20 protein-coding genes are annotated in these 22,329 nt (G+C 73.3%); 7 read left to right on the top strand and 13 right to left on the bottom strand.

Features of this window, described 5'->3' with window-relative positions:
- Positions 1-2: 2 nt before the first annotated feature.
- The gene (locus tag ACFZA0_RS18970) at positions 3-1,217 is read left to right on the top strand and encodes an acyl-CoA dehydrogenase family protein (RefSeq protein ID WP_391017904.1); all 1,215 of its coding nucleotides are present in this window, start codon (positions 3-5) and stop codon (positions 1,215-1,217) included.
- 78 nt (positions 1,218-1,295) lie between these two features.
- On the opposite strand, the gene ACFZA0_RS18965 is transcribed toward ACFZA0_RS18970, so the two are convergent.
- The 4 genes from ACFZA0_RS18965 to ACFZA0_RS18950 form a co-directional block, all read right to left on the bottom strand.
- Positions 1,296-1,964: a 1,4-alpha-glucan branching protein gene (locus ACFZA0_RS18965; protein WP_391017902.1), complete on the bottom strand. Its 669-nt coding sequence runs from the start codon at positions 1,962-1,964 to the stop codon at positions 1,296-1,298.
- A gap of 85 nt (positions 1,965-2,049) precedes the next feature.
- Entirely contained in the window at positions 2,050-2,643 is a 594-nt protein-coding gene (locus ACFZA0_RS18960; RefSeq protein WP_391018675.1) for a TetR family transcriptional regulator, read from the bottom strand.
- Between the two features lie 49 nt (positions 2,644-2,692).
- The gene (locus ACFZA0_RS18955) at positions 2,693-4,360 is read right to left on the bottom strand and encodes an AMP-binding protein (RefSeq protein ID WP_391017899.1); all 1,668 of its coding nucleotides are present in this window, start codon (positions 4,358-4,360) and stop codon (positions 2,693-2,695) included.
- Entirely contained in the window at positions 4,357-5,121 is a 765-nt protein-coding gene (locus ACFZA0_RS18950) for an SDR family NAD(P)-dependent oxidoreductase (protein ID WP_391017897.1), read from the bottom strand. Before ACFZA0_RS18950 ends, ACFZA0_RS18955 begins: the two co-directional genes overlap by 4 nt.
- A 228-nt stretch (positions 5,122-5,349) precedes the next feature.
- On the opposite strand from ACFZA0_RS18950, the gene ACFZA0_RS18945 reads away from it, so the two are divergent.
- Positions 5,350-6,612 carry an exo-beta-N-acetylmuramidase NamZ domain-containing protein gene (locus tag ACFZA0_RS18945; RefSeq protein ID WP_391017894.1) on the top strand — a complete coding sequence of 421 codons (1,263 nt, stop codon included), beginning with the start codon at positions 5,350-5,352 and terminating at the stop codon, positions 6,610-6,612.
- A gap of 77 nt (positions 6,613-6,689) precedes the next feature.
- Here ACFZA0_RS18945 and ACFZA0_RS18940 read toward each other — a convergent pair whose 3' ends face one another.
- Positions 6,690-9,494: a penicillin acylase family protein gene (locus ACFZA0_RS18940; protein ID WP_391017891.1), complete on the bottom strand. Its 2,805-nt coding sequence runs from the start codon at positions 9,492-9,494 to the stop codon at positions 6,690-6,692.
- Between the two features lie 279 nt (positions 9,495-9,773).
- Here ACFZA0_RS18940 and ACFZA0_RS18935 point away from each other — a divergent pair, with 279 nt between their 5' ends.
- Both ACFZA0_RS18935 and ACFZA0_RS18930 read left to right on the top strand, forming a co-directional pair.
- Positions 9,774-10,385, top strand: coding sequence for a hypothetical protein (locus ACFZA0_RS18935; RefSeq protein WP_391017889.1), 612 nt, complete (start codon positions 9,774-9,776; stop codon positions 10,383-10,385).
- Positions 10,386-10,869: 484 nt separating this feature from the next.
- Positions 10,870-11,598, top strand: coding sequence for a 3-keto-5-aminohexanoate cleavage protein (locus ACFZA0_RS18930; RefSeq protein WP_391017887.1), 729 nt, complete (start codon positions 10,870-10,872; stop codon positions 11,596-11,598).
- 32 nt (positions 11,599-11,630) lie between these two features.
- Here the strand turns inward: ACFZA0_RS18930 and ACFZA0_RS18925 are convergent, their stop codons facing one another.
- Positions 11,631-12,200 (bottom strand): hypothetical protein, encoded by a 570-nt coding sequence (locus tag ACFZA0_RS18925; protein ID WP_391017885.1) that lies wholly within the window; start codon positions 12,198-12,200, stop codon positions 11,631-11,633.
- A gap of 84 nt (positions 12,201-12,284) precedes the next feature.
- Positions 12,285-12,773, bottom strand: a complete 489-nt coding sequence (gene soxR / locus ACFZA0_RS18920; protein ID WP_391017882.1) for a redox-sensitive transcriptional activator SoxR — start codon at positions 12,771-12,773, stop codon at positions 12,285-12,287.
- A 115-nt stretch (positions 12,774-12,888) separates the two neighbouring features.
- Between soxR and ACFZA0_RS18915 the strand changes: the two genes are divergently transcribed.
- A complete protein-coding gene (locus ACFZA0_RS18915) occupies positions 12,889-13,350 on the top strand; it encodes a MaoC/PaaZ C-terminal domain-containing protein (RefSeq protein WP_391017879.1) in 462 nt (153 codons plus the stop codon).
- Positions 13,351-13,413: 63 nt separating this feature from the next.
- Here the strand turns inward: ACFZA0_RS18915 and ACFZA0_RS18910 are convergent, their stop codons facing one another.
- From ACFZA0_RS18910 to ACFZA0_RS18900, 3 genes are all read right to left on the bottom strand, one after another.
- Positions 13,414-14,043, bottom strand: coding sequence for a TetR family transcriptional regulator (locus tag ACFZA0_RS18910; RefSeq protein WP_391017876.1), 630 nt, complete (start codon positions 14,041-14,043; stop codon positions 13,414-13,416).
- 104 nt (positions 14,044-14,147) lie between these two features.
- A complete protein-coding gene (locus tag ACFZA0_RS18905) occupies positions 14,148-14,435 on the bottom strand; it encodes a YiaA/YiaB family inner membrane protein (protein WP_391017873.1) in 288 nt (95 codons plus the stop codon).
- A gap of 152 nt (positions 14,436-14,587) precedes the next feature.
- Positions 14,588-15,739: an acyl-CoA dehydrogenase family protein gene (locus ACFZA0_RS18900; protein ID WP_391017871.1), complete on the bottom strand. Its 1,152-nt coding sequence runs from the start codon at positions 15,737-15,739 to the stop codon at positions 14,588-14,590.
- A gap of 148 nt (positions 15,740-15,887) precedes the next feature.
- On the opposite strand from ACFZA0_RS18900, the gene ACFZA0_RS18895 reads away from it, so the two are divergent.
- Positions 15,888-16,532: a TetR/AcrR family transcriptional regulator C-terminal domain-containing protein gene (locus ACFZA0_RS18895; protein ID WP_391017868.1), complete on the top strand. Its 645-nt coding sequence runs from the start codon at positions 15,888-15,890 to the stop codon at positions 16,530-16,532.
- A 216-nt stretch (positions 16,533-16,748) separates the two neighbouring features.
- The gene (locus tag ACFZA0_RS18890; protein WP_391017865.1) at positions 16,749-17,822 is read left to right on the top strand and encodes an EamA family transporter; all 1,074 of its coding nucleotides are present in this window, start codon (positions 16,749-16,751) and stop codon (positions 17,820-17,822) included.
- A 47-nt stretch (positions 17,823-17,869) separates the two neighbouring features.
- Here the strand turns inward: ACFZA0_RS18890 and ACFZA0_RS18885 are convergent, their stop codons facing one another.
- The 3 genes from ACFZA0_RS18885 to ACFZA0_RS18875 all read right to left on the bottom strand — a co-directional run bounded on the left by ACFZA0_RS18885 (position 17,870) and on the right by ACFZA0_RS18875 (position 21,869).
- Entirely contained in the window at positions 17,870-18,955 is a 1,086-nt protein-coding gene (locus ACFZA0_RS18885; protein WP_391017863.1) for a zinc-binding dehydrogenase, read from the bottom strand.
- A gap of 16 nt (positions 18,956-18,971) precedes the next feature.
- The gene (locus ACFZA0_RS18880) at positions 18,972-20,360 is read right to left on the bottom strand and encodes an aldehyde dehydrogenase family protein (protein WP_391017860.1); all 1,389 of its coding nucleotides are present in this window, start codon (positions 20,358-20,360) and stop codon (positions 18,972-18,974) included.
- Positions 20,361-20,528: 168 nt separating this feature from the next.
- The gene (locus tag ACFZA0_RS18875) at positions 20,529-21,869 is read right to left on the bottom strand and encodes an ATP-binding cassette domain-containing protein (RefSeq protein WP_391017858.1); all 1,341 of its coding nucleotides are present in this window, start codon (positions 21,867-21,869) and stop codon (positions 20,529-20,531) included.
- Positions 21,870-22,329 lie beyond the last annotated feature (460 nt).

Raw genomic sequence — 22,329 nt, 5'->3', positions numbered from 1 at the left:
TCATGGACTTCGCGTTCGACGCACGCACCGAGGAACTGCGGGCCCAACTGCTCGCGTTCATGGACGAGTTCGTGTACCCGGCCGAGCCGGTCGCGCACGAGCAGCGCTACGCGCTCGCCTCACCGTGGGACACCCCCGCAGTGGTCCACGAGTTGAAGGCCGAGGCGCGCCGGCAGGGCCTGTGGAACCTCTTCCTGCCGGACGCCGAGCACGGCGCCGGCCTCACCAACCTCCAGTACGCGCCGCTCGCCGAAATCACCGGCCGGTCACCGCACTTGGCGCCCACGGCCACCAACTGCGCGGCGCCGGACACCGGGAACATGGAGGTGCTCGCGCAGTTCGGCGACGAGGCGCAGAAGAAGCAGTGGCTCCAGCCGCTGCTGGCGGGCGAGATCCGCTCGGCGTTCGCGATGACCGAGCCCGAGGTGGCCTCCTCGGACGCCACGAACATCACCACGCACATCGAGCGCGACGGCGACGAGTACGTCATCACCGGCCGCAAGTGGTACATCTCCGGGGCGATGAACCCGGACTGCCAGATCTTCATCGTGATGGGCAAGACGGACCCGGACGGCGCCGACATCCGCCGCCAGCAGTCCATGGTGCTGGTCCCCCGCGACACCCCCGGCGTCACGGTCAGCCGCGCGATGCAGGTCTTCGGGTACGAGGACCACTCCCACGGCGGTCACGCCGAGGTCGTCTTCGACCACGCGCGGGTCCCGGTGGCGAACCTGGTCGGCGAGGAGGGCGGCGGCTTCGCCATCGCGCAGGCACGCCTGGGCCCCGGGCGCATCCACCACTGCATGCGGCTGATCGGCATGGCCGAGCGCGCCATCGAGCTGATGTGCGAGCGCGCGGTGGGCCGCACCGCGTTCGGCAAGCCGCTCGCCCAGCAGGGCGTCGTGCAGAACTGGATCGCGGACGCCCGGGTCGCCGTCGAGCAACTGCGGCTGCTCGTACTGAAGACGGCCTGGATGATGGACACGGTCGGCAACCGGGGCGCGCACACGGAGATCCAGGCCATCAAGATCGCCACGCCCCGCACGGTCATCGAGATCCTCGACCGGGCGATCCAGCTGCACGGCGCGGGCGGGGTGAGCCAGGACTTCCCGCTGGCCGAGCTGTACGCCTCCGCGCGCACCCTGCGGCTGGCCGACGGGCCCGACGAGGTGCACCAGAGGTCGCTGGCGCGGCGGGAGTTGAAGAAGTACCTCTGAGCCGCACCGCCGACCGGTCGGCGCGGTTGCCGGCCCGCCCCGTCCGCCGGGGCGGCCCGGCAGCCGCGCGGACCGGGGTCAGGCTCCGGGGGCCGGTTCCAGGACCGCGAACAGGCCGCGCACCCGGGTGCCGTCCGCGGCCTGCCACACCGACGAGACGTGGCCCGCGGCGTCCGGCCCGGGGACCGCGTCGGCGCCGTCGGCGAACGGACGCAGCACGCGGTGCAGGCGCAGCACCGAGCCGTCGGCGAGGCCCACCAGGGTCGCGTCCTCCTGGTCGGCGACGGTGGTGGCCGTACGGTCGGCGGGCAGTCCCGCGCCCGTGTACCCGCGCTCCACGTCGTGGTCGAGGGTGTCGCTGACGCTCTGCGCCTGCGCCTTCACCTCGCCGCCGACCAGGGCGGTCAACTGCGCGGTGAGCACCGGGTCGTGGGCGCCGTCGTACACCCAGCGGCGGCCGAGCACGCCGTGCTCCGTGGTGCCGACGAGGGCGTCCTCGGCCCCGTCGAGCGGGGCGGCCCGGTAGGTGAGCGGCACCTGGTAGGCGACGGCCGCGCCGCCGCCGGTGTCGGTGACGACGAGGAACTCCACGCCCACCTCGCCCTCGGGGTCGTCCAGGCGGAAGCCCCCGGCCTTGGCGAGCTCGGGCGCGCCCGCTCCGGCGACGTACCAGGGGCGGGACGGGAGCCAGCCGGTGACCAGTTCGACCTTGGTCGGCGTCAGGGTGGTGCGGTGGACGACGGACATGCCGGGGCTCTCCTCCGTGCGGGCGGACGCTGCTCGTGATCAGTCTTCCACCGCGGAGTCCGCGGGACCGCCCGGCCGCCCCGGCTCAGGGACGCAGTGCCCGCAGCAGCAGGTCGGCGAGGTGGTCGGCGACCTGCTGCGGGGTCATGGGGCCGCCGGGCCGGTACCAGGTCGACAGGTGGTGCACCGAGCCGAAGTGGTAGTCGACGACGAGGTCGGCGGGGGTCTCCTTGGAGAAGACGCCCGCGTCCTGGCCCTCCTGCACGAGGGCCCGGAACCGCTCGTGGTAGCGGCGGCGCTCGGCGCGCACCTGCCTGTTCTTCTCCGGGCCGAGGTGGTGCATGGAGCGGAAGAAGATCGACGCGTCGTCGAGGTTGTCGATGGTCGTGACGACGACGTCCGCGGCGGCCGCCCGCAGCCGTTTCTCGACCGGTTCGTCGGCGTCGGCGAAGGCGTCGAGCCGCTCCTGCTGGACGCGCAGCACGCGCGCGTACACCTCGTGCAGGAGGTCGTCCTTGGAGCCGAAGTAGTGGTACAGGGCGCCCTTGGTGACGCCGGCGGCCTCCACGATCTCCTGCACGGAGGTGCGGTCGTAGCCCTGTTCGGCGAAGAGCCGGGTGGCGGCGGCCAGCAGCCGCTGGGGGACGGGGGTTCCGTCCGGGTCGGTCCTGCGGGGCACTGCCGCCACCCGCCTTCCTCGTCTGTCGCCGGTCACCTGTTGTCGCCGGTCACTTGCCGTCGTACGCGCGGGAACGCAGTTCCCGACGGAGGATCTTGCCAGTCGCCGTCTTCGGCAGCTCGGTCAGGATCTCCACCTGGCGCGGGTACTTGTAGGCGGCCAGTCTCTCCTTGCAGTACGCGGCGAGTTCGTCCGGGTCCGGTTCGGCGCCGGGACGCAGGCTGATGTACGCCTTGACGGTCTCGCCGCGGTAGCCGTCGGGCACGCCGACGACGGCCGCCTCGCGCACCGCCGGATGGGTGTAGAGGACGTCCTCCACCTCGCGGGGCCAGACCTTGAAGCCGGACGCGTTGATCATGTCCTTCTTGCGGTCGACGACGTACAGCCAGCCCTCGGGGTCCATGAACCCGATGTCGCCGGTGCGCAGTTCGCCGCCGGGGAAGGTCTCGGCGGTGGCGTCGGGGCGGCGCCAGTAGCCGGGGACCACCTGCGGTCCGGACACGACGATCTCGCCCTGTTCGCCGAACGGCACCTCGGCGCCCGAGTCGTCGAGGACGCGCACGACGGAGTCGGGTCCGGGGACGCCGACGGCCAGGGTGCCGGAGGCCGGGTCGACGGGGGCTTCGAGGGCGGGCGGCACGGAGGCGCAGGGCGCCGTGCACTCGGTCAGGCCGTAGCCGTTGCGGATGTAGGGGCCGAAGGCGGCGCGGAACTTCTCCACCAGGGCGGGCGGCAGCGGGGCGCCGCCGGAGGAGATGTTGTGGAAGGAGGCGAAGTGCTCCCGGCCGACCGCGGGGTGGGCGGCAAGCGCCATGAACGCGGTCGAGGGGCCCACCGTGTAGTGCGGCCGGTGCTCGGTGAACGCGTCGAGGACGACCCCCGCGTCGAAGCGGTAGGCGAGCACGAGGGTGCCCGCGCTGTTCAGGCAGGCACCGAGCTGGCACACCATGCCGGTGATGTGGAACAGCGGCGCGAGCGCGAAGTAGACGGCCGGGTCCGGGAGTTCGAGCCCGGTGCGCTGCCGCTCGGCGTTGTGCATGATGTTGCCGTGCGTGTTGGTGGCGCCCTTGGGGGTGCCGCTGGTGCCGGAGGTGTAGCTGATCAGCGCGATGTCGCCGGGCACGGGCGCGGGCACGTCCGGCGCCGGGTCGCCGCGGCGGGCCACGGCGGTGAGGTCGTCGGCGTCGGGGGCCTGCGGCAGCCGTTCGAAGGCGAGGACGCGTGTGTCGTCGCGGCTCTGGAAGTCCAGCTCGCAGGCGGTCAGCACGATCCGTACGGGTGAGTCCGCGGCGGTCTCCCGCAGGAACCCCTCCCAGGCGCGGTCGGTGCAGACGAGTGCGGTCACCTCGGCGTCCCGCAGGACGTGGGTCACCTCGGCCGACTTGTACATGGGGTTGACCGGCACGACGGTGGCGCCGGCCTTCCACGCGCCGAGGACGGCGAGCACGAAGTGCGGGGAGTTCTGGAGCACCACGGCCACCCGGTCGCCCGGCACCAGACCGCGGGCGGCGAGGTGGGCGGCGACGGAGTCGCTCAGGGCGTCGGTCTCCCGGTACCCGAGGCGGCCGTCGAAGTAGGCGAGGAAGGTGCGCTCCGGGTGCTCGGCGGCGGACCGGCGCAGGGCGTGCACCAGGGAGTCCAGGGGCTCGACCGGGGCGCGCTGCACCTCGGAGAGCAGGCCGAGCCAGGGCTTGTCGGCGTAGCGCGGGGTGGTCATCGGGTCGCCTCCCACTTCTGCTGGAGGTGGTTCATGCCGGTCAGCCAGCGGTCCGGGTCGGCGGACCTGGCACGGTAGTACTCGGCGACGTCGGGGTGCGGCAGAACCAGGAAACGGTCCTCCTCGATGCCCTTGAAGAGGGCGTCGGCGACGTCCTCCGGCTCGACCGCGGTCGGCGCGAGGACCAGGTCGCCCGCGCTGCCGGCGGCGGTCAGCATGTCGGTGCGCACGCCCTGCGGACAGATGGCGTGGACCTTGATCCCGCGGTGCCGGTAGGTGAGCGACAGCCACTCGGCGAAGGCGTACGCGCCGTGCTTCGTCACGCTGTAGGGGGCGGCGCCGATCATGGTGAGCAGCCCGGCGGCGGAGACGGTGGACACGAAGCGGCCCCGGCCGCGCTCCAGCCAGTCGGGCAGCAGCAGGTGGGCGGCGCGGACGTGGGCCATCACGTTCACGTCCCAGGCCCGCTCCCAGACCTCCTCCGGGGCGGCCTCGGAGCCGCCGGAGCCGACACCGGCGTTGGCGCAGTAGACGTCGACGGTGCCGCCCAGCGCGTCGCGGGCAGCCTCGACGACCGTCGACGCGTCGCCCGGGACTGCGGTGCCGCCGATCGCGTCGGCCACGGCGCGGGCGCGGTCCGCGTCGAGGTCGTTGACGACGACTCTGGCACCCTCGGCGGCGAAGCGGCGGGCCAGCGCGGCCCCGATGCCACCGCCCCCGCCGGTGACGACGACTCCCGCATCCTGCACGGCTCCCACCATCGGTCTCCTTCGACGCGACGCGAATCGGCTCTGCTGCGGCGTCAGACTAACCGGTCGGTATGTTCCGGGGGAAGGGTGGAGGCGGATGCGTGCGGCCGGGGCGCGCGGGTGTGCCGCGGGGCGGGGCGCTGCACGTCGCGGACACCGGTGCGGCGGTCGTTCCGCCCGGCCGACGCGGGCGCTAGCGTGCGTGAGCATGACATTCACTGCGATGACGGAGGCTCCCGCATGACGCCGGACGGACGCAGGTCACTCACCCGGCGCGGCCTGCTCGCCGCCTCGGCCACGGTCGCCGCGACGGCCGTGCCCGCCGCCGCGGCCCCCGCGACGGCGCACCGGACGGGCGGGGTGCGGACGGGGTTCGAGCGACTGGCCGCCGGCGGATACGCGGTCCTCGACGGCGAGCGCGTCGGCGTCGTCACCAACCCGACGGGCGTCACCCGCGACGTGCGGCACATCGTCGACGTCATGCACGCCGACCCGCGGGTGGACCTGACGGCCGTGTTCGGGCCGGAGCACGGTTTCCGGGGCACCGCCCAGGCGGGCGGTTCCGAGGGCCGGCAGGACGACCCCGCCACCGGACTGCCCGTGTACGACACCTACGGCAAGAGCGGCCGGGCCCTGGCCGACGTGTTCACCGCGTCGGACGTGGACACGGTCGTCTTCGACATCCAGGACGTGGGCGCCCGCTTCTACACGTACATCTGGACCCTGTACGACTGCATGGAGGCCGCCGCGCTCGCCGGGCTGCGGTTCGTGGTGCTCGACCGGCCGAACCCGGTGACCGGGCGGTCCGCCGAAGGGCCGGTGATGCACCCGGAGTTCGCGACGTTCGTGGGGCGCCGGGAGATCGCGCAGGCGCACGGCATGACGGTCGCCGAACTGGCCCGGCTGTTCAACGGGGAGTACCTGGCGAAGCCCGTGCGGCTGGACACCGTGCTCATGTCCGGCTGGCGGCGCTCGGACTTCTTCACCGGCCTCGGGCTGCCGTGGGTGCCGCCGAGCCCCAACATGCCCACCCCGGACACCGCGTCGGTGTACTCCGGGACCTGTCTGTTCGAGGGCACCAACCTCTCCGAGGGGCGCGGCACCACCCGCCCCTTCGAACTGCTGGGCGCCGAGGGCCTGGACGGCCGCTGGGCCGCCGCCGCGGAACAACTCGGCCTGCCCGGCGTGCACTTCAGGGAGGCGTACTTCGCGCCGACCTTCTCGAAGTTCGCCGGCACGACGGTCGGCGGGGTGCAGCTCCACGTGCACGATCCGGCGGCGTTCGACCCGGTGCGTACGGGCATCGGCCTGCTGGTGACCGCCAAGAAGGTCTGGAGCGGCTTCACTTGGCGGGCCGACCACTGGATCGACAACCTCACCGGCTCCGACCGTGTCCGCACGATGATCGACGCGGGAGCGGACACGGACGCGGTGGTCGCGGCCTGGCGCACCGAACTCGCCGCGTTCCGGCGGGTGCGCGCGGAGTACCTGCTGTACCGGTAGGCCGGCGGCCCGGTGGGGACGACGGCGGCCGGCGGGACATGTCCCGCCGGCCGCCGCCCTGTTGCGGCTTCTCCCGGTCAGCGGTGCGAGGTGTACTCCACCACCTGCTGGAAGGTGGGCCGGTTCTGCCAGCTGATCGAGCCGTGCTTGATGCCGCCGAGCGGCCGCTGCACGATCGAGTCGGCGCACCACTGGTCGCCCGCCGAGCACAGGTCGTCGCCCGGGTAGACCTGCGCCGCGGTCTTCCCCGCCGCCGTCCTCAGCGTGTCGATCAGCGCGGTGCGGCACGCGGTGAGGTCGCCGCCGCCGCAGTAGGAGCGGGCCAGCGGCCCCTTGACCGTCTCACCGAGCACGGACCGGATGTCCTTGTCGACATAGCTCCACCAGCCGTACTGGAAGGAGCTGCCCGCGTGCGCGCCGGTCGGCCCGTGCGCGGCCGACGGCGACTCGTCGACGGTGAGGTTGGCGGTGAGCGCCGTGTAGAGGCCGCTGCCGAGCCCCGGCTGGAACTCCGCCTGGACCAGCAGCGGCCACCACGCGTCGAGGATGCGCACCGCGTCGGCGTCCGCGTACGTCTTCGAACCGGCGGAGGTCTCGGTGCGCTTGCCGCCGGCCGCCACCCACGCGCTCAGTTTCGTCGCCGCGGCCGCCGCCGTGGTGTCGGTCAGGGGTGCGCTGTTGAGGACCTTCAGCAGGTCGGGGACGACGTCCTCGGCCCGCAGGTCGGTGAGCGACGCGTCCGACATCGCCTTGACCAGCGCGGAGCGGGTGACGTTCTTCGCCGCGACGAGCTTCCTCACCCGGTCGTCGAGCAGGTTGCCCCGGTGCACCGAACCGTCGCCCCAGCTCGCCGTGGTGTAGTCGGCGGCCGGTTTGTTGTTCCAGGAGATGTAGTAGTCCTGGTCGACGGAGTTGGGGTGCGCGGAGGGCGGTGTGTACGCGGCGGTGTTGTCCGCCGGGTTCCAGCTCTTCCAGTCGTACGCGGCCTGCGCCCAGACCGGGAAGTCGGCGTCGACGCCGCTCGCGCGCACCGGGTTGTCGCCGCTGTTGTAGTACGCGGTGTGCTGGGAGTCGGCGTAGAACCAGTTGAAGGTGTAGTTGATGTGCTGGGTGGCGCTCTGGAAGGTCTGCGGACTGTTCACGTAGGACGGGTCGTTGAGCATCTGGAAGCCGATGATCGAGTCGACCTCGTGCAGGTACGAGGAGCGCAGGGTCGTGTAGGCGACCTTCTTCCCGCCGACGGTCGCGCGGTACTCGACCGGTCCGTACGCCGTTCTCCAGACCCGCATCGTGTACGAACCGGCGGCGGTGGAGTCGGCGAGCGTGGGCTTCCACGCGTTGGCCTGGGTGACCTCCTGCATCGCGGTGCAGGTGCCGTGCAGCAGGTAGTGGTGGTCGTCCTGGCACAGCTCGACGGCGTACGTGTCGATGATGTCCTGGCCGGACGTGGTCGCGCTCCACGAGAAGTCCTGGCCGCGGCCGAGCTCGACGTACATGCTCAGCCCCGCGAAGGAGGCGCCGCGGGCGCTGAGTCCGGGGCCCTGGATCTCCTGGAGCATGAGCAGCTGGGGCGCGAAGTATCCGGTCTGCGGCCCGAACACGGCGATCGGATGCCCGCTCGCGGTCGACTTGCCGCTCACCACGAGGGCGTTGGACATGCCGCGCCGCGCGGAGGACAGCGCGGTGTCGGCGGCGGTGGTCGAGGCGGCCGTCGCACTGGTCACCGCCGCGGTGCCCGTGCGGTCGTAGACCAGCGGCTCCTGGGTGACCGACCCGGCGTCGGGCAGCGCCCGGCCGGCGGCGGTCGCGGGCTTGGTGACGTACGGGAAGCTCTGGCCGTCGTGGACGGTGAGCACGGCCTCGGGGTCGTTGCGCTCCCGGAAGGACTCCCAGACCTTGGTGCCCTCGGTCACGCCGTACTGGGACTGGGCGGCCAGCAGGGACAGCGCGTTGTTCACCTCGCCGCCGCCGCCCGACCCGAAGAGGGCGCCGATCACCGAGGCGAGCGCGACGAGGTCGGTGCGCTTGAAGTGGTCGATGGTGCCCGCGTTGGTGATGGGGTCCTTGTGGCCGGTGAGGTCGTACTCGCCGGGGAAGGTGCGGGCGCTGTCCGAGGCGTCGATGTACGCGTTGATGCCCGCGAGGTAGGCGTCCACGTCGTCGAGGGCCTGCTTGCCGCGGTCGCCGTTCTTCGCGACGGCGCTGTCGATCTGCGCCTGGAGGTCGGCCTCGGTGTACGGCGCGTTGCGCCAGAACTCCTGTTCAAGTCCCTGGTTCCCGGCGGCGCCGCCCGCGAAGGAGGTCAACTGGCCGCGCCCGACGTGCCGGAAGACGTCCATCAGCCACAGCCGGTCCTCGGCGGCGGCGTACCCCGCGCCGAACTCGGTCCCGTAGCGCGTGGTGCCGGTGATGTGCGGCACGCCGGTCTTCTTGTCGCGCACGATCGTCACGTCGCCGCGTCCGGCCGGCTTCTCCGAGGAGGCGACCTGGTTCGCGGCCACGCCGAAGGAGGCCTCGTTGAAGAACGTGTTGATCTTGTCGTCCGTGAGTGCGGACGACCCCTTGGCCAGGGCGGAGTAGGGACCGAGCTGGTCCTCCGCGTGGGCGGGCTGGGTGCCGAAGGCCTGGTTGAGCAGGATCTGCGCGAAGGTGGCGTTGCCGTTCTCGCCCGGCGGCAGGATGTCGGAGCACTGGCCGCCGCAGTAGTCGTTGGCGGCGAGAGTGCCGGCGGCCGAACCGGTGTCGGCGGCGGCCGCGGGGGAAAGCGGTGACAGGAGTCCGGCTGTGAGGACGCATAGAGAAGCGGTCTTCAGGAACCCGGAGAGCCTGCGGGGAGTTCTCAGTCTGTCGAGAGCTTTTTTGCGTGGTGTGCGCCGTGGCATGGGACAGCTCCTCCCGACGGGGTGGGCCGATCATTACCGCCGGTATCCCCGACTTCGGAGGTGAACATGCGTCACTTTCCGGCAGTTGCGGAACCGCCACATCGGGCACTGCATGCACAGCGCCCTCCTGGGCCACTCGTGATCTCACGATGGGCTTATGGAGGTCATCGGAAAATGAATGGAGCCGAATCGCGGGTGGACACGTCTATTCGGCGACGTCCGTTGGACGACGCCGAAGTGACCGAAGTACAGCTGCAGGTGTGACGGAGGTGCAGGGCGATGGCCGGTTTTCGGAGTCTGGCGAGACAGGTGCGCGACCCGCGGTGCGATCTGGCACTGCGACGTTATTCGCTGCGCAAGTGCCTTGAGCGGTTCGCCCCTTACGGGCACAGGGCGACCTGGGACCATCTGTGCTCGCGGGCCGGTTTCGGTCCCGAGGACAGGTCCCCCGACCCGGCGCGGCTCGTGGCCGCACTGGAGGAGCTGGAGGCGGCGCGTTCGGTCTGGCTCGCCTACGAGGTCGAGTTCGCCGAGAGGCGCAAGAAGGAGAAGCACGACGGGCTGCGCAGGCCGGGCAGCGTGGACGACTGGCACCGGCTGACCTGGGGCGGCTTCGGTGTCGCCTGGTGCGACGACCCGCAGGTCCATCCGCGCGGCGACCTGGCCGGGGTACTGCGCCGGCTGACCGCGGCGCTGGAGCGCGAGCCGGGGGCGGCGTGCCCGGTGTGCGACGGCACGCGGCTCGTCTGGCGGTACGGCCTCGACCACGAGCCCTCGTCCGGCCCGGTCTGCGCGGACTGCGGAATCCTGGTGCCGCGCCCCGTCCTCACCCCGGAGGCCCTGGCGTTCGCGCAGCACGGACACCGGCGGCCGTTGCTGATGTCGGCCTGACCGGCCGGCCGGACCCCCCGACCGATCCCGATCCCGATCCCGATCCCTCCCACCCGATTTCGACCCGAGCAGTCCCGATCCGAGCAGTCCCGTCCGGGCCCCGTCCGCCGCAGGGCGGCCGAGGGGCATGTGCCGGACCGAATACGTCCGGTCCGGCATCCCGGCATCCCGGCGAACAGCGCCACGCGCACGGCCGGCCGGCCGTGCGCCATGCGTGCGAATAGGCGGAGAAGACAGCGAACGCACAGCCGACTCCGACTCCGACGCCGGCCGGAGAAGGCTGCGAAAGGACCGCCGGGGCGATATCCGCGGGCGCTCGACGGCGGGCGCGGGAATGCCCGACAACGGGCCCGTCGGTTTCGGGGAGATTCCGGGGAGATTCCGAAACGCGCACACGGGTCCGAAAGGCGCGCGGAGTGGCCGGTTGTCATCGGTGCGCGGGACGCGCAGGTGTCGGCGGGGCCTCGCGTGGCACTGTCGGAACATGATGCAGGTGTGTCTCAACGGTGCCCGCGGCGCCGCCGACGGCGTCCGGGTCCCTCTGACGCCGGACACGATGGCGGCCTCCGCGGCCGGGGCCGTCACGGCCGGGGCGACGGACGTCCACGTCCATCCCAGGACCCCGTGCGGCCGGGAGTCACTGTCACCGGGGCCGGTCGCGGCGGCGGTCGGCGCGATCCGCTCCCGGGTCGCCGTACCGGTCGGCGTGACCACCGGCGCCTGGGCGGAACCCGACCCCCGGGCCCGCCTGGAGCTGGTGCGCGGATGGACGGTGCTGCCCGACCACGCCTCGGTCAACTGGCACGAGCCGGGCGCCGAGGAGATCGTCGCCGCCTTGCTGGAGCGCGGTGTGGGCGTGGAGGCGGGCATCTGGTCCGGGACGGACGGGGCGGCCCGGTTCGCGGCGTCACCGCTCGGCCCGAAGGTGCTGCGCGTACTCGCCGAGGTGACGGACACGCGTCCCGGCGGCGCCGAGCAGACCGCGCGCACCCTGCTCGCCGCGCTGGGCGACGCACACGGACGGCCCGTCCTGCTGCACGGCGAGGACGGCGGCGCCTGGCCGGTGCTGCGTCTCGCCGGGCGGCTGGGCCTGGCCACCCGCGTCGGCCTGGAGGACACCACGCGGTTGCCCGACGGCCGGCCGGCGGCGTCCAACGCGGAGCTGGTGGCGCGGGCGTTGGACGAGTACGGGCGCGGGGCGGGGCGCGCGTAGGCACCGGGGGCCCCTGGCGCCGCGGGGGCTCGTCAGGGGTGGCGGGGGTCCACCGGAGTCCGCGGGAGCGGTGGGACGGGGCCGGGCGGGGGCACGTCGGGCGGTGCCTTCGCGAGCAGGTCCCGCATGCGCAGCAGCCCGCCCCGGGCACGGCTGCTCGCGACGGCGAACACTCCGAGACACGCGCCCGCGAACAGCGCGTACCCGAGCGCCCACCACGGTCCTGCCACCAGGGCGGCCGGCACCGTCGCGCCGGCGGTGCAGAGGACCAACACGACCAGAGCGGGTTTCCAGTGCGCGGTCCGCGTCAGCCGCCCGTCGACCAACTCCCGCATCGCCCTGCGGTGTTGCGGGTCGGTCGGTGCCTCCCCGGTGCGCAACCGGCGCTCCAGCGCGGCCAGTTCCCCGGCAGTCACTCCGAGCGCCCGCCTCTCCTGACGGTGCGCCAACAGCACGGCCACGAGCATGCCGACAACCGGACCGACCCCGCTCACCCCCGACTCCCCCGGGAGGACCGTCGTCAGTGCGCCGACGGTCGCGGCCCACCACAGGACGCCCAGCACCCGCCGGTACCGCGTCAAGGCGTCCCGCATTCTCTCCATGCCGCCCCCTCCCCTTCCCCGGTGCCCCGGGCGGGTCGCCGCACGCGGGCCGGCTCCCCCTCCGCGGAGCCCCGTGGGCGACGGTCACCCGGCCGCGTCGGTCGGCCCCGCCCCCCGCGGCGCGTCCGGCAACAGGCGGGAACCGGTGAGGCGTTCACCGAAGACGTCGTCCGGGTTGGACAGCACGCAGGTGTCCAGGGACAGGCAGCCGCAGCCGATGCAGTCCGTCAGGTGGTCCCGCAGCCGGTTCAACTGGCTGATGCGTTCCTCCAGTTCGGACCGCCAGGACGCGGAGAGCCGGGTCCAGTCCTCCCGCGTCGGGGTGCGCTCCTCGGGCAGTTCGGCGAGCGCCTCGCGAACCGTGGCCAGCGGGATGCCGACCCGCTGGGCCGCGCGCACGAAGGCCACCCGGCGGAGCGTGTCACGGCTGTAGCGGCGCTGGTTTCCCGAGGTGCGCCTGCTGCTGATCAGGCCCTTGGACTCGTAGAAGTGCAGGGCGGAAACGGCGGCGCCGCTACGGGCGGATAGCTGTCCGACGGTCAGCTCGTGGACCTTCTCGGGGATCTGGGGCACCTGCGGAGCCTACCGACGGATGTGGCGCCGGTCTCCGTTGACATCGGCCCCTCGCGCCACCATGCTAAGCAGTTGCTTAGACATGATGCGCCAGTCACGCGGGAGGCCGGGAAAGATGGCAGAGCCGAGGATCTTCACGTCCGTCGACGAACTGCGGGCGGCGGTGGGCGAGCAGTTGGGGTACACCGACTGGCTGGAGGTCGACCAGAAGCGGATCGACCTGTTCGCGGACGCCACCGGCGACCACCAGTGGATCCACGTGGACCCGGAGAGGGCCGCGGCCGGACCGTTCGGCACGACCATCGCGCACGGCTATCTGACCCTGTCGCTGCTGCCGCTGTTCGGGCCCCAGCTCCTCGGCGTCGAGGGCGTGAAGATGGGCGTCAACTACGGGACGAACAAGGTGCGTTTCCCCTCCCCCGTGCCCGTCGGCTCGCGCCTGCGGGCCACCGCGCGCGTCAGCGGGGTCGACGACGTGGCGGGCGGCGTGCAGGTGACCGTCGCGTTCACCGTGGAGCGCGAGGGCGGCGAGAAGCCGGTGTGCGTCGCGGAGTCGGTGTCGCGCTACTACCTCTGAGCCCCGCGGCGCGCGCGGGGCGGCCCGCCTCCGCCGCGCGCCGGGGACCGCGCCGGACAGGCCCTAGGGGGCCTTCGCCCCGACCATCCGCAGGACCAGACCGGCGTAGAGGGTGCCGACCTCGTCCGGGGTCCGGGTGCCGCGCGCGTTGAACCAGCGGGCGACGTCGATGCACAGGGAGAGCACGGCGAGCGTGGTCCCGGGCACGTCCGGCACGTCGAACTCCCCGGCGGCGACGCCGTCCTCGATGATGCCGCGCATCTCCGCGTCCACCCGGCGGCGCAGCTCGACGATCTCGGCCCGCGTGCCGGGGCCGAGGGCGTCGAGTTCGTACTGCACGACGCGGGCGGTGGTGTGCTGCTGGGCGTGCCAGCGGACGAAGGAGCTGACGGCCTCCGCGAGCCGTTCGGCGGCGGTGCCCTCGCGCTGCGCCGCCGTGCGCAGGATCGTGAGCGCCTTGTCGTGGCCGATCCGGCTGATGCGGTGGAGCAGCTCCTCCTTGGTCTTGTAGTGGATGTAGAGCGCCGCCGGGCTCATGCCGGCCCGGCCCGCGATGTCCCGGGTCGTGGTGGCGTGGTAGCCGCGTTCGGCGAAGGCGTCCACCGCCGCAACGAGCAGCCGACGGGCCGCGTCAGGGGTGACCTCGGCCCACGGCTGGACCTCGCCGCCCGCCGTTTCCCTCGCCGTACTCATCGCCCGATCGCCCCTCTCGCCGCCAGGAGCTACACCATACAGCCGAAGGTGAGCAACCGCTTAGCGAGCGCGGGTCCGCAGCGCGGGCCGCGGACCCCGGCCGGTCAGAGCTTCTCGAAGGGGTCGTGCTCGGCGAGCAGCTTCTCCAGGCGGGCCTGGTCGACGCGGCTGACGATCTGCCCGGCCTCCTGGCGGTCCCGGATGACCTTCGCCAGCGTGAAGGCGGAGGTGACGAGGTAGAGGACGGCGATGCCGAGGAAGCCGCGGACCCAGGCATCGGTGTGGAGGTTGAAGATGCCGAGGGCGGTGGCCGCGAGGGCGATGCCGAAGGACGCGACGGCCTGACCGTAGAAGGCGGCCGTGTTCTGGGACTTGACCGGTGTCTCACTCATGCGGACAGGATCCGCCCGCCGGCCCGGCCCCGGCATCCGCCGCCGTACTCAGACGGGGCACCGCGCGTACTCAGCCCGTACCCGGGCCGCGCAAGGGCCGGGTACGGGCCGGGTACGGGCCGGGTACGGGCCGGGTAACGCCCTCGGAAGGCTCAGAAGGCGGAGACCCCGGTGAGCGCCCGCCCGATGACCAGCTTCTGGATCTGGCTGGTGCCCTCGTAGAGGGTCATCACACGGGCGTCGCGCAGCAGTTTGCCCGCCGGGTACTCGTCGATGTAGCCGTAACCGCCGAACACTTGGAGGGCGTTGTTCGCGGCCCGCACGGCGGCCTCGGACGCGAACAGCTTGGCCTTGGACGACTCGACGGTGAACGGCTGCCCGCGGTCGATCAGGTCGGCGACCCGCCAGGTCAGCAGCCGGGCGGCGTCCACGTCCACCGCGATGTCGGTGATCAGCTCCTGGACGAGCTGGTGGTGGGCGATGGTCCGGCCGAACTGCTCGCGCTCCCCGGCGTACCGCACGGCGGCGTCCAGCGCGGCCTGGGCGATGCCGACGCAGCCGGCCGCCACCGACATGCGGCCCTTGGCCAGCGCGGACATGGCGACCGAGAAGCCCTTGCCCTCGGGGGCGAGCATCGCGGAGGACGGCACCCGCACGCCGTCGAGGACGAGTTCGGCGGTGGCCTGGCCGCGCAGCCCGAGCTTGCCGTGGATGGTGCGCCGGGTGAGCCCGGGGCTGTCCGCCGGCACCAGGAACGCGGAGACGCCCTTGTGGCCGGGGGCGTCGGTGGAGCGCGCGAAGAGCAGCACGACGTCGGCCCAGGTGCCGTTCGTGATGAACGTCTTCGTACCGCTGATCACGTAGTCGTCACCGTCCCGGACGGCCCGGGTGGTGAGATTGCCCGCGTCGGAGCCGGTGCCCGGCTCGGTCAGGCCGAAGCAGCCGACGTACTCGCCGGAGGTCAGGCCGGGCAGCCAGCGCCGCTTCTGCTCCTCGGTCCCCCACGCGCCGATCGTCTTGGCGACCAGACCGAGGGAGACGGACACGATGCCGCGCACCGAGGAGTCCCCGCGGCCCAGTTCCTCGGTGACCAGGCAGTACGCGAGGTGGTCGCCGCCGGAGCCGCCGTACTCCTCGTCGACGGTCAGGCCGAGGAAGCCGACCTCGCCGAGCTTCTTCACGACGGACCGGTCGACCTCCTCGGCCCGGTCCCAGGCGACGACGTGCGGGGCGATCTCGCGGTCCACGAAGTCCTTGGCGAGCTGCCGCACGGCAGTCTGCTCGGCACTGAGTTCCAGGTTCACGACGAGCCACCCCACAACGAGAACGGACGGACGGAGCACGGGCGCGGGACGGACCGCGGGGCGGAGCGAGGCGCCCGGCACACGGCAGACCTGCGGAGGGATTAAATTAGCACTGCTAGTTTCCCAGTGCAGCCCTACTATGTGCGCCATGGCCCGACCACGCAAGCCCCTCCTCAGCACCGACCGCATCGTCGACACCGCGCGGGGGCTCGTGGACGCGGAGGGTCTGGCGGCGGTCTCCACCCGGCGGCTGGCCGCCGAACTCGGGGTGAGCGGGCCCTCTCTCTACAACCACTTCCGCACCAAGGACGAGATCCTGGAGGCGGTCGCGGACTCGGTGAGCGCGCAGGTCGACCTCACGATGTTCACCGACGGCCGGGACTGGCGGACCGCCCTGCACGACTGGGCGGTCTCCTACCGGGGCGCGCTGCGGGACCACCCCAACATCGTCCCGGTGCTGGCCCGCGGCCCCGGCCGCCGCCCCGCCGCGCTGCACCTCGCGGACGCCGTGTACGGCGCGATGGTCGAGGCGGGCTGGCCCCCGGCGCAGGCGACCTCGATCGGCGCGCTGATGCGGTACTTCATCATGGGCTCCGCGCTCGGCTCCTTCGCGGGCGGGTTCGTCGACGACGAGAGCGCGTACGACCCCGCCGACTACCCGCACCTCGGCCAGGCGCACCTCCTCGCCGAGCGCCAGGACAAGATCGACGAACGGGCCTTCGAGACCGGCCTGGCCGCCCTGCTGGACGGGCTGGCGCACCAGTACGCCGAGGTCACGCGCGCGGAGCGCTGAGGTCGCCCCGATATTTCGGTGGGCACCGAAGCGTCCGTGTTCCAAGCTGGACACCCGGGGTCGCGGGCGCGGTCCGGTCACCGGGAGCGGCGGCCGCGCACCGGCACGGCCTGCTCGGCACCGGGGCGAAGATGCCCCGCTGAACGCGCCTCCGCACGACCCGCGGTCCCCCGCCCGCCCGTGGCACACTTACCCGTCCCTCTCACCTGGAGTGTCATGCCCCCGTCGTCTCCCGCCTCCCCCGCCGACAGCACCGGCGGCGCCCGCCGTGCCGGTCTCCTGGCGGCCGGGGCCGCCTCGGTCACGGTGGTGCTGTGGGCGTCCGCCTTCGTGTCGATCCGCAGCGCCGGGGAGTCCTACGGGCCCGGCGCGCTGGCGCTCGGCCGGCTGCTGGCCGGGGCCGTGGTGCTGGGCGTGATCGGTCTGGTCCGGCGCGTGGGGTGGCCGCCGCGCGCCGCCTGGCGGGGCATCGCGCTCTCCGGGGTGCTGTGGTTCGGCCTGTACATGGTCGTCCTCAACTGGGGCGAGCAGCAGGTGGACGCCGGTACCGCGGCGCTCGTCGTGAACGTCGGCCCGCTGCTCATCGCGCTGCTGGGGTCGAAGGTGCTGGGCGACCCCGTGCCGCCGCGGCTGGTGGCCGGGATGGTGGTGTCGTTCGCGGGCGCGGTGACGGTCGGACTCTCGATGTCGGGCCACGGCGGCTCCTCCGTCCTCGGGGTGGCGCTCTGCCTGCTCGCCGCGATCGCGTACGCCGCCGGTGTCGTCGCCCAGAAGCCGGCCCTCGGCCACGCGGGCGCGTTGCAGGTGACGACGTTCGGGTGCCTGATCGGCGCGGTCGTCTGCCTGCCGTTCGCGGGCCAGCTGGTGCGCCAGGCCGCCGACGCCCCGCTGTCCGCGACCCTCAACATGGTCTGCCTGGGCGTCTTCCCGACCGCGCTGGCCTTCACGACCTGGGCGTACGCGCTGGCCCGCACGACCGCGGGGCGGATGGGCGCGACGACGTACGCGGTGCCGGCCCTGGTGGTGCTGATGTCGTGGGCGGCCCTGGGCGAGGTCCCCGGGCTCGCGACGCTGGCGGGCGGTGTCCTGTGCCTGGCGGGCGTGGCGGTGTCACGGTCGCGGCGGCGGGCAGGGGCGGGGCCGGTGGCCGGCCCGGACGCCGGGGCGGACGGCGCCGCCGCTGCGCACGTGCGCCGCGCCCCGGTCGCGGGGGCGGTGCCGTCGCCCCCGGCGGCCGAGGCCCGGGAGACCGGCCCCGGCACGGCCCCCCGCGGACGCGAACACGGCTGACCCGCGGGGGTGTTCCCCCCTGCGGCCCGCCGGGGGGGAACAGCCGCTCAGAACACCACCACCGCCCGGCCGCCCTTGCCCGCCAGCATGTTCTCGAAGGCGGCGGGGATGCCGTCCAGCGCGATCCGTTCCGTGACCAGCATGCCGAGGTCGAGGCGGCCCGCGCGGACGTGGGAGGCCAGTACGGGCAGGTCCGCCGCCGGGTCGCAGTTCCCGTAGACGCAGCCCGACAGGGTGCGGCCCCAGTGGAAGATCTCCAGGGCGTTGAACGTGACCTGCTGGTCCTTGCCGCCGATGCCGACCACCGTGGTGCGCCCGCCGCGCCGGGTCGACTCCCAGGCCGCGCGGATGGTGACCGCACGGCCCACGCACTCCACGGACACGTCGACGCCCTGCTTGCCGGTCAGGGCGCGGATCTCGCGCGGGGTGGTCTCGGAGGCGACCACGTAGTCGGTGGCGCCGGCCGCGCGGGCCAGTTCCTCCTTCGCCGGGGACACGTCGACGGCGACGATCTTCGACGCCCCGGCGATCCGGGCCGCCTGGAGGGCGGCGAGCCCCACCCCGCCGACACCGAACACGGCCACGGTCTCCCCGGGCCGGACCCCCGCCGAGTGGTGCACGGCGCCGTAACCGGTGAGGACCGCGCAGCCGAGGAGCGCGGCGTCGGCGAGCGGGACGCCCTCGGGGGCGGGCAGCAGGCAGTTCTCGGGGACCACCGTCTCCTCGGCGAACGCGGCGACGTTGAGCCCCGGGTGGAGTTCGGTGCCGTCGTCGGCGCGGCGCGCGTGCACGGCGGCGGCACCGTTGAGGGCGTTGACGCACAGCCACACCTCGCCCAGCGAGCAGGGGTGGCAGTCTCCGCACGCGGGGGCCCAGTTGAGGACGACCTCGGCGCCCGGCGCGACCGAGGCGACGCCCTCGCCCACGGCGACGACGGTGCCCGCGCCCTCGTGGCCCAGGACGGCCGGGACGGGCAGGCGCATGGTGCCGTTGGTCAGCGACAGGTCGGAGTGGCAGACCCCGGCGGCGGCCAGGCGGACCCGCACCTGCCCGGGGCCGGGCTCCGGCAGGTCGATGCCGGTGATCTCCAACGGGGCCCCGACGGCGGGGAGTACGGCGGCTCGGACGGACATGGAAACGGCACCTCGCCTAGAACTGGAGGGACTTGGTCTGGAGGTACTCGGCCAGGCCGTGCGTGCCGAGTTCCCTGCCGACCCCGGACTGCTTGTAACCGCCGAACGGGGCAAGGGGGTTGAAGCGGCCGCCGTTGATGTCGACCTGCCCGGTGTCCAGGCGGCGGGCGAACGCGGCGGCCTCCTCCGCGTCGCCGGCCCACACGGCGCCCGCGAGGCCGTAGACCGTGCCGTTGGCGATGCGCACGGCGTCGTCCTCGTCCTCGTAGCGGAGGATCGTCAGCACCGGGCCGAAGATCTCCTCCTGGGCGACGGCCATGTCCGGCGTCACGTCGGCGAAGACGGTGGGGCTGACGAAGTAGCCACGGTCGCGCGGGACTTCGGAGCCGCCCGCGACGATCCTGGCGCCCTCGGCGACGCCCTTGTCGATGTAGCCGCGCACCCGCTCCCGCTGCGCGGCGTTCACCACCGGCCCGATGCGGTCGCCGTACTTGGCGGCAGCGGCGGCGGCCAGTTCCACGGCCTCGTCGTACTGGTCGGTGTGCACGAGCATGCGGGTCCACGCGCTGCACGTCTGGCCGGAGTTGCCCATCACGTTGGCCACGCCCACGTTGACGGCGCGGGCCAGATCGGCGCTGGGCAGGATCACGTTGGCGGACTTGCCGCCGAGCTCCAGGGCGACCCTCTTGACGGCCGCGCCGGCCGCCGCGCCGATCCGGCGGCCCACGGCCGTGGAACCGGTGAAGGAGACCAGGTCGACGCCGGAGTGCTCGGCGAGCGCCTGTCCGGCGACCGGGCCGCGGCCGGTGACGAGGTTGAACACACCCGCGGGAACGCCCGCCTCGTGCACCGCCTCGGCGAAGAGCTGGGCGGTCAGCGGAGTGTCCTCGGCGGGCTTGAGGACCACCGTGCAGCCGGCGGCGAGCGCCGGGGCGACCTTGGCGACGATCTGGTGCAGGGGGTAGTTCCAGGGGGTGATCGCCCCGACCACGCCCACCGGCTCCTGGTAGACCGTGGAGTTGCCGACCTTCTCCTCGAAGGCGTGGCTCGCGGCCAGTTCCGCGTAGGAGCCCGCGACCGCGATCGGCACGGACGCGTGGACCGCCTGCGAGAACGGCAGCGGGGAGCCCAGCTCCGCCGTGACGGTCTCCGCGATCTCGTCCTTGCGCGCGGCCAGGACGTCCCGGAGCGCGGCGAGGCGCGCGGACCGCTCGGCGGGCGGGGTCGCGGCCCAGCCCGCCAGGGCCGCGCGGGCGGCCGTCACGGCGGCGTCCACGTCGGCCGCGGTGCCCGCGGGGACCTCGGCGATCACCTGCTCGTCGGCCGGGTTGACGACCTCGATGACGTCCGGGCCGGAGGCCGGACGCCAGGCGCCGTCGATGTACATGCCGTCGTGTGCCTTCATGTGCTTCCTCCCGAACGGGATGCGTCGTCCGGGACACAAACTAGCGGTGTTAGTTTTCGGGCGCCAGACATGCCCCGGCGCGGCGGCGGGTCCGGCCCGCGCACCCCGGGCCCGGCCCGACCGGACCTGCCCGGAGATCCGCCCCGGGGCCGCGGCACGTGACCGGTCTCACTCCTCCAGGTCGGGCAGCCGGGCCGGTGCCGGGCAGATCCGCTCGCCGTGCTGGTCGAAGACGAACAGGTGGGCCAGGTCGACGAGCAGGGGCACCTGCATGCCGTGGCGCAGCCGGATGTCGGGGGTGGCGCGGACGACCAGGTCGCCGGGCAGCCGCCCCTCCACCGACGCCACGGCCTCGGCGGGCGGCTCGGGGCGCTCCTCCACGAGCACGGAGGGTCCCGGCAGCAGGGTGTTGGCGCGCTCGCGGATGCGGCCCATGACCGAGTTCCCCTCGCGGCGGCGGCGCCGGGCGGGACGCGCGGTGCGCGGCGCCTCCAGGTCGGGCACGACGGCGGGCCGCGAGCCGGTGTTGAAGTGGACCAGCACCTCGTGGCCCTGGAACTCCAGGTGCTCCACCAGGCCGGTCAGCGCCACCTCGCCGCGGCGCGCGGAGGAACGCTCCGCGATGCGCACGGCCTCCGCCCGCAGCCCCACGATGACCTCGCGGCCCTGCTGCACCCGCAGCAACTGGTGGTCCAGGGTGAGCGGTTCGGGCAGCCGCAGGGACTGCCGGCCCAGGCCGATGGACATGGCGCCGTCCAGCGGGGCGCGGACGATGCCGCGCAGCAGGTTGATGCGCGGGGTGCCGATGAACGCGGCCGTGAAGACGTTGCGCGGCAGCGCGTACACGGACCGCGGGGTGCCCACCTGCTGGAGGACGCCGCCGCGCAGGACGGCGACCCGGTCGCCCAGGGACATCGCCTCGGCCTGGTCGTGCGTGACGTACACCGTGGTGACGCCCAAGTCCCGTGTCAGCTTGGAGATTTCGGCGCGCAGGTGGTTGCGGAGCTTGGCGTCGAGGTTGGAGAGCGGCTCGTCCATCAGGAACGCGGTGGGATGGCGGGCGATCGCCCGGCCCATGGCCACGCGCTGGCGTTCGCCGCCGGAGAGCTGGGCCGGGAAGCGGTCGAGCAGGTCCTCGATGCCGAGCATGCGGGCGGTGGCGTCGATCCGGGGGCGGTGGTCACCGCCGGGGGCCTCGATGCGCAGCGGGAAGCCGATGTTGTCGCGGCTCGTCATGCTGGGGTAGAGCGCGAAGTTCTGGAACACCATCGCCATGTCCCGCCCCGAGGGCGGCAGTTCGTTGGCCGGCTCGCCGTCGAGCCGCAGCTCCCCCGAGGTGATCTCCTCCAGCCCCGCGATCATCCGGAGCACGGTGGACTTGCCGCAGCCCGAGGGGCCGAGCAGGACGAGGAACTCGCCGGGTTCGATCTCCAGCGACAGCCTGTCCACCACACGGGTGCCTCTGCTGTAGGCCTTGCTGACTTCGTGCAGGGAGATGGCGCGTGTCATGAGAGATCCCCGGGCTCACTGGGCGCTGGTGCTCCGCTTACGGAAGTCCCGCGCGGTTCGCACGGGACGTGTGTGGGTCACGGAAGCTAACGGACAGTGCACGGCGCGGGGAAGACGCCGGACAGGATCAGGCGCTTTGTTCCGGTGTGTGAGACGGCGCCGGGGGGCGGCGCGGGAGCGGGCGGGACGCCTCGGCCGGGGCACCGGCGTGGCTGCGGCTTCCCCGGGCGGGACGCCTCACCGGGGGCGGCGCGGGAGTGGTCCGGCTCACGTCGCGCGGGGCCGCGGGCAGGAACAACCGGGGCACCCCGGCCGTTGTAGAGGACGTGGCTGCGGAGGGGACAGTGTCCCCGGGCCTCACCTCCAGCCCATGGGGAAGATCGTTCGGCTGAAGCCCCATGGAGCCTTTCGCCGCGAGGCGACCGCCCTCCGCACGCCGCCTCAGCGGCCCCGGCTGGTC

Source organism: Streptomyces sp. NPDC008150, from assembly GCF_042956945.1.
Classification (GTDB): domain Bacteria; phylum Actinomycetota; class Actinomycetes; order Streptomycetales; family Streptomycetaceae; genus Streptomyces.
The sequence above is the reverse complement of the archived record's forward strand: the minus strand, read 5'-3'. Positions and strand labels throughout refer to the sequence as shown.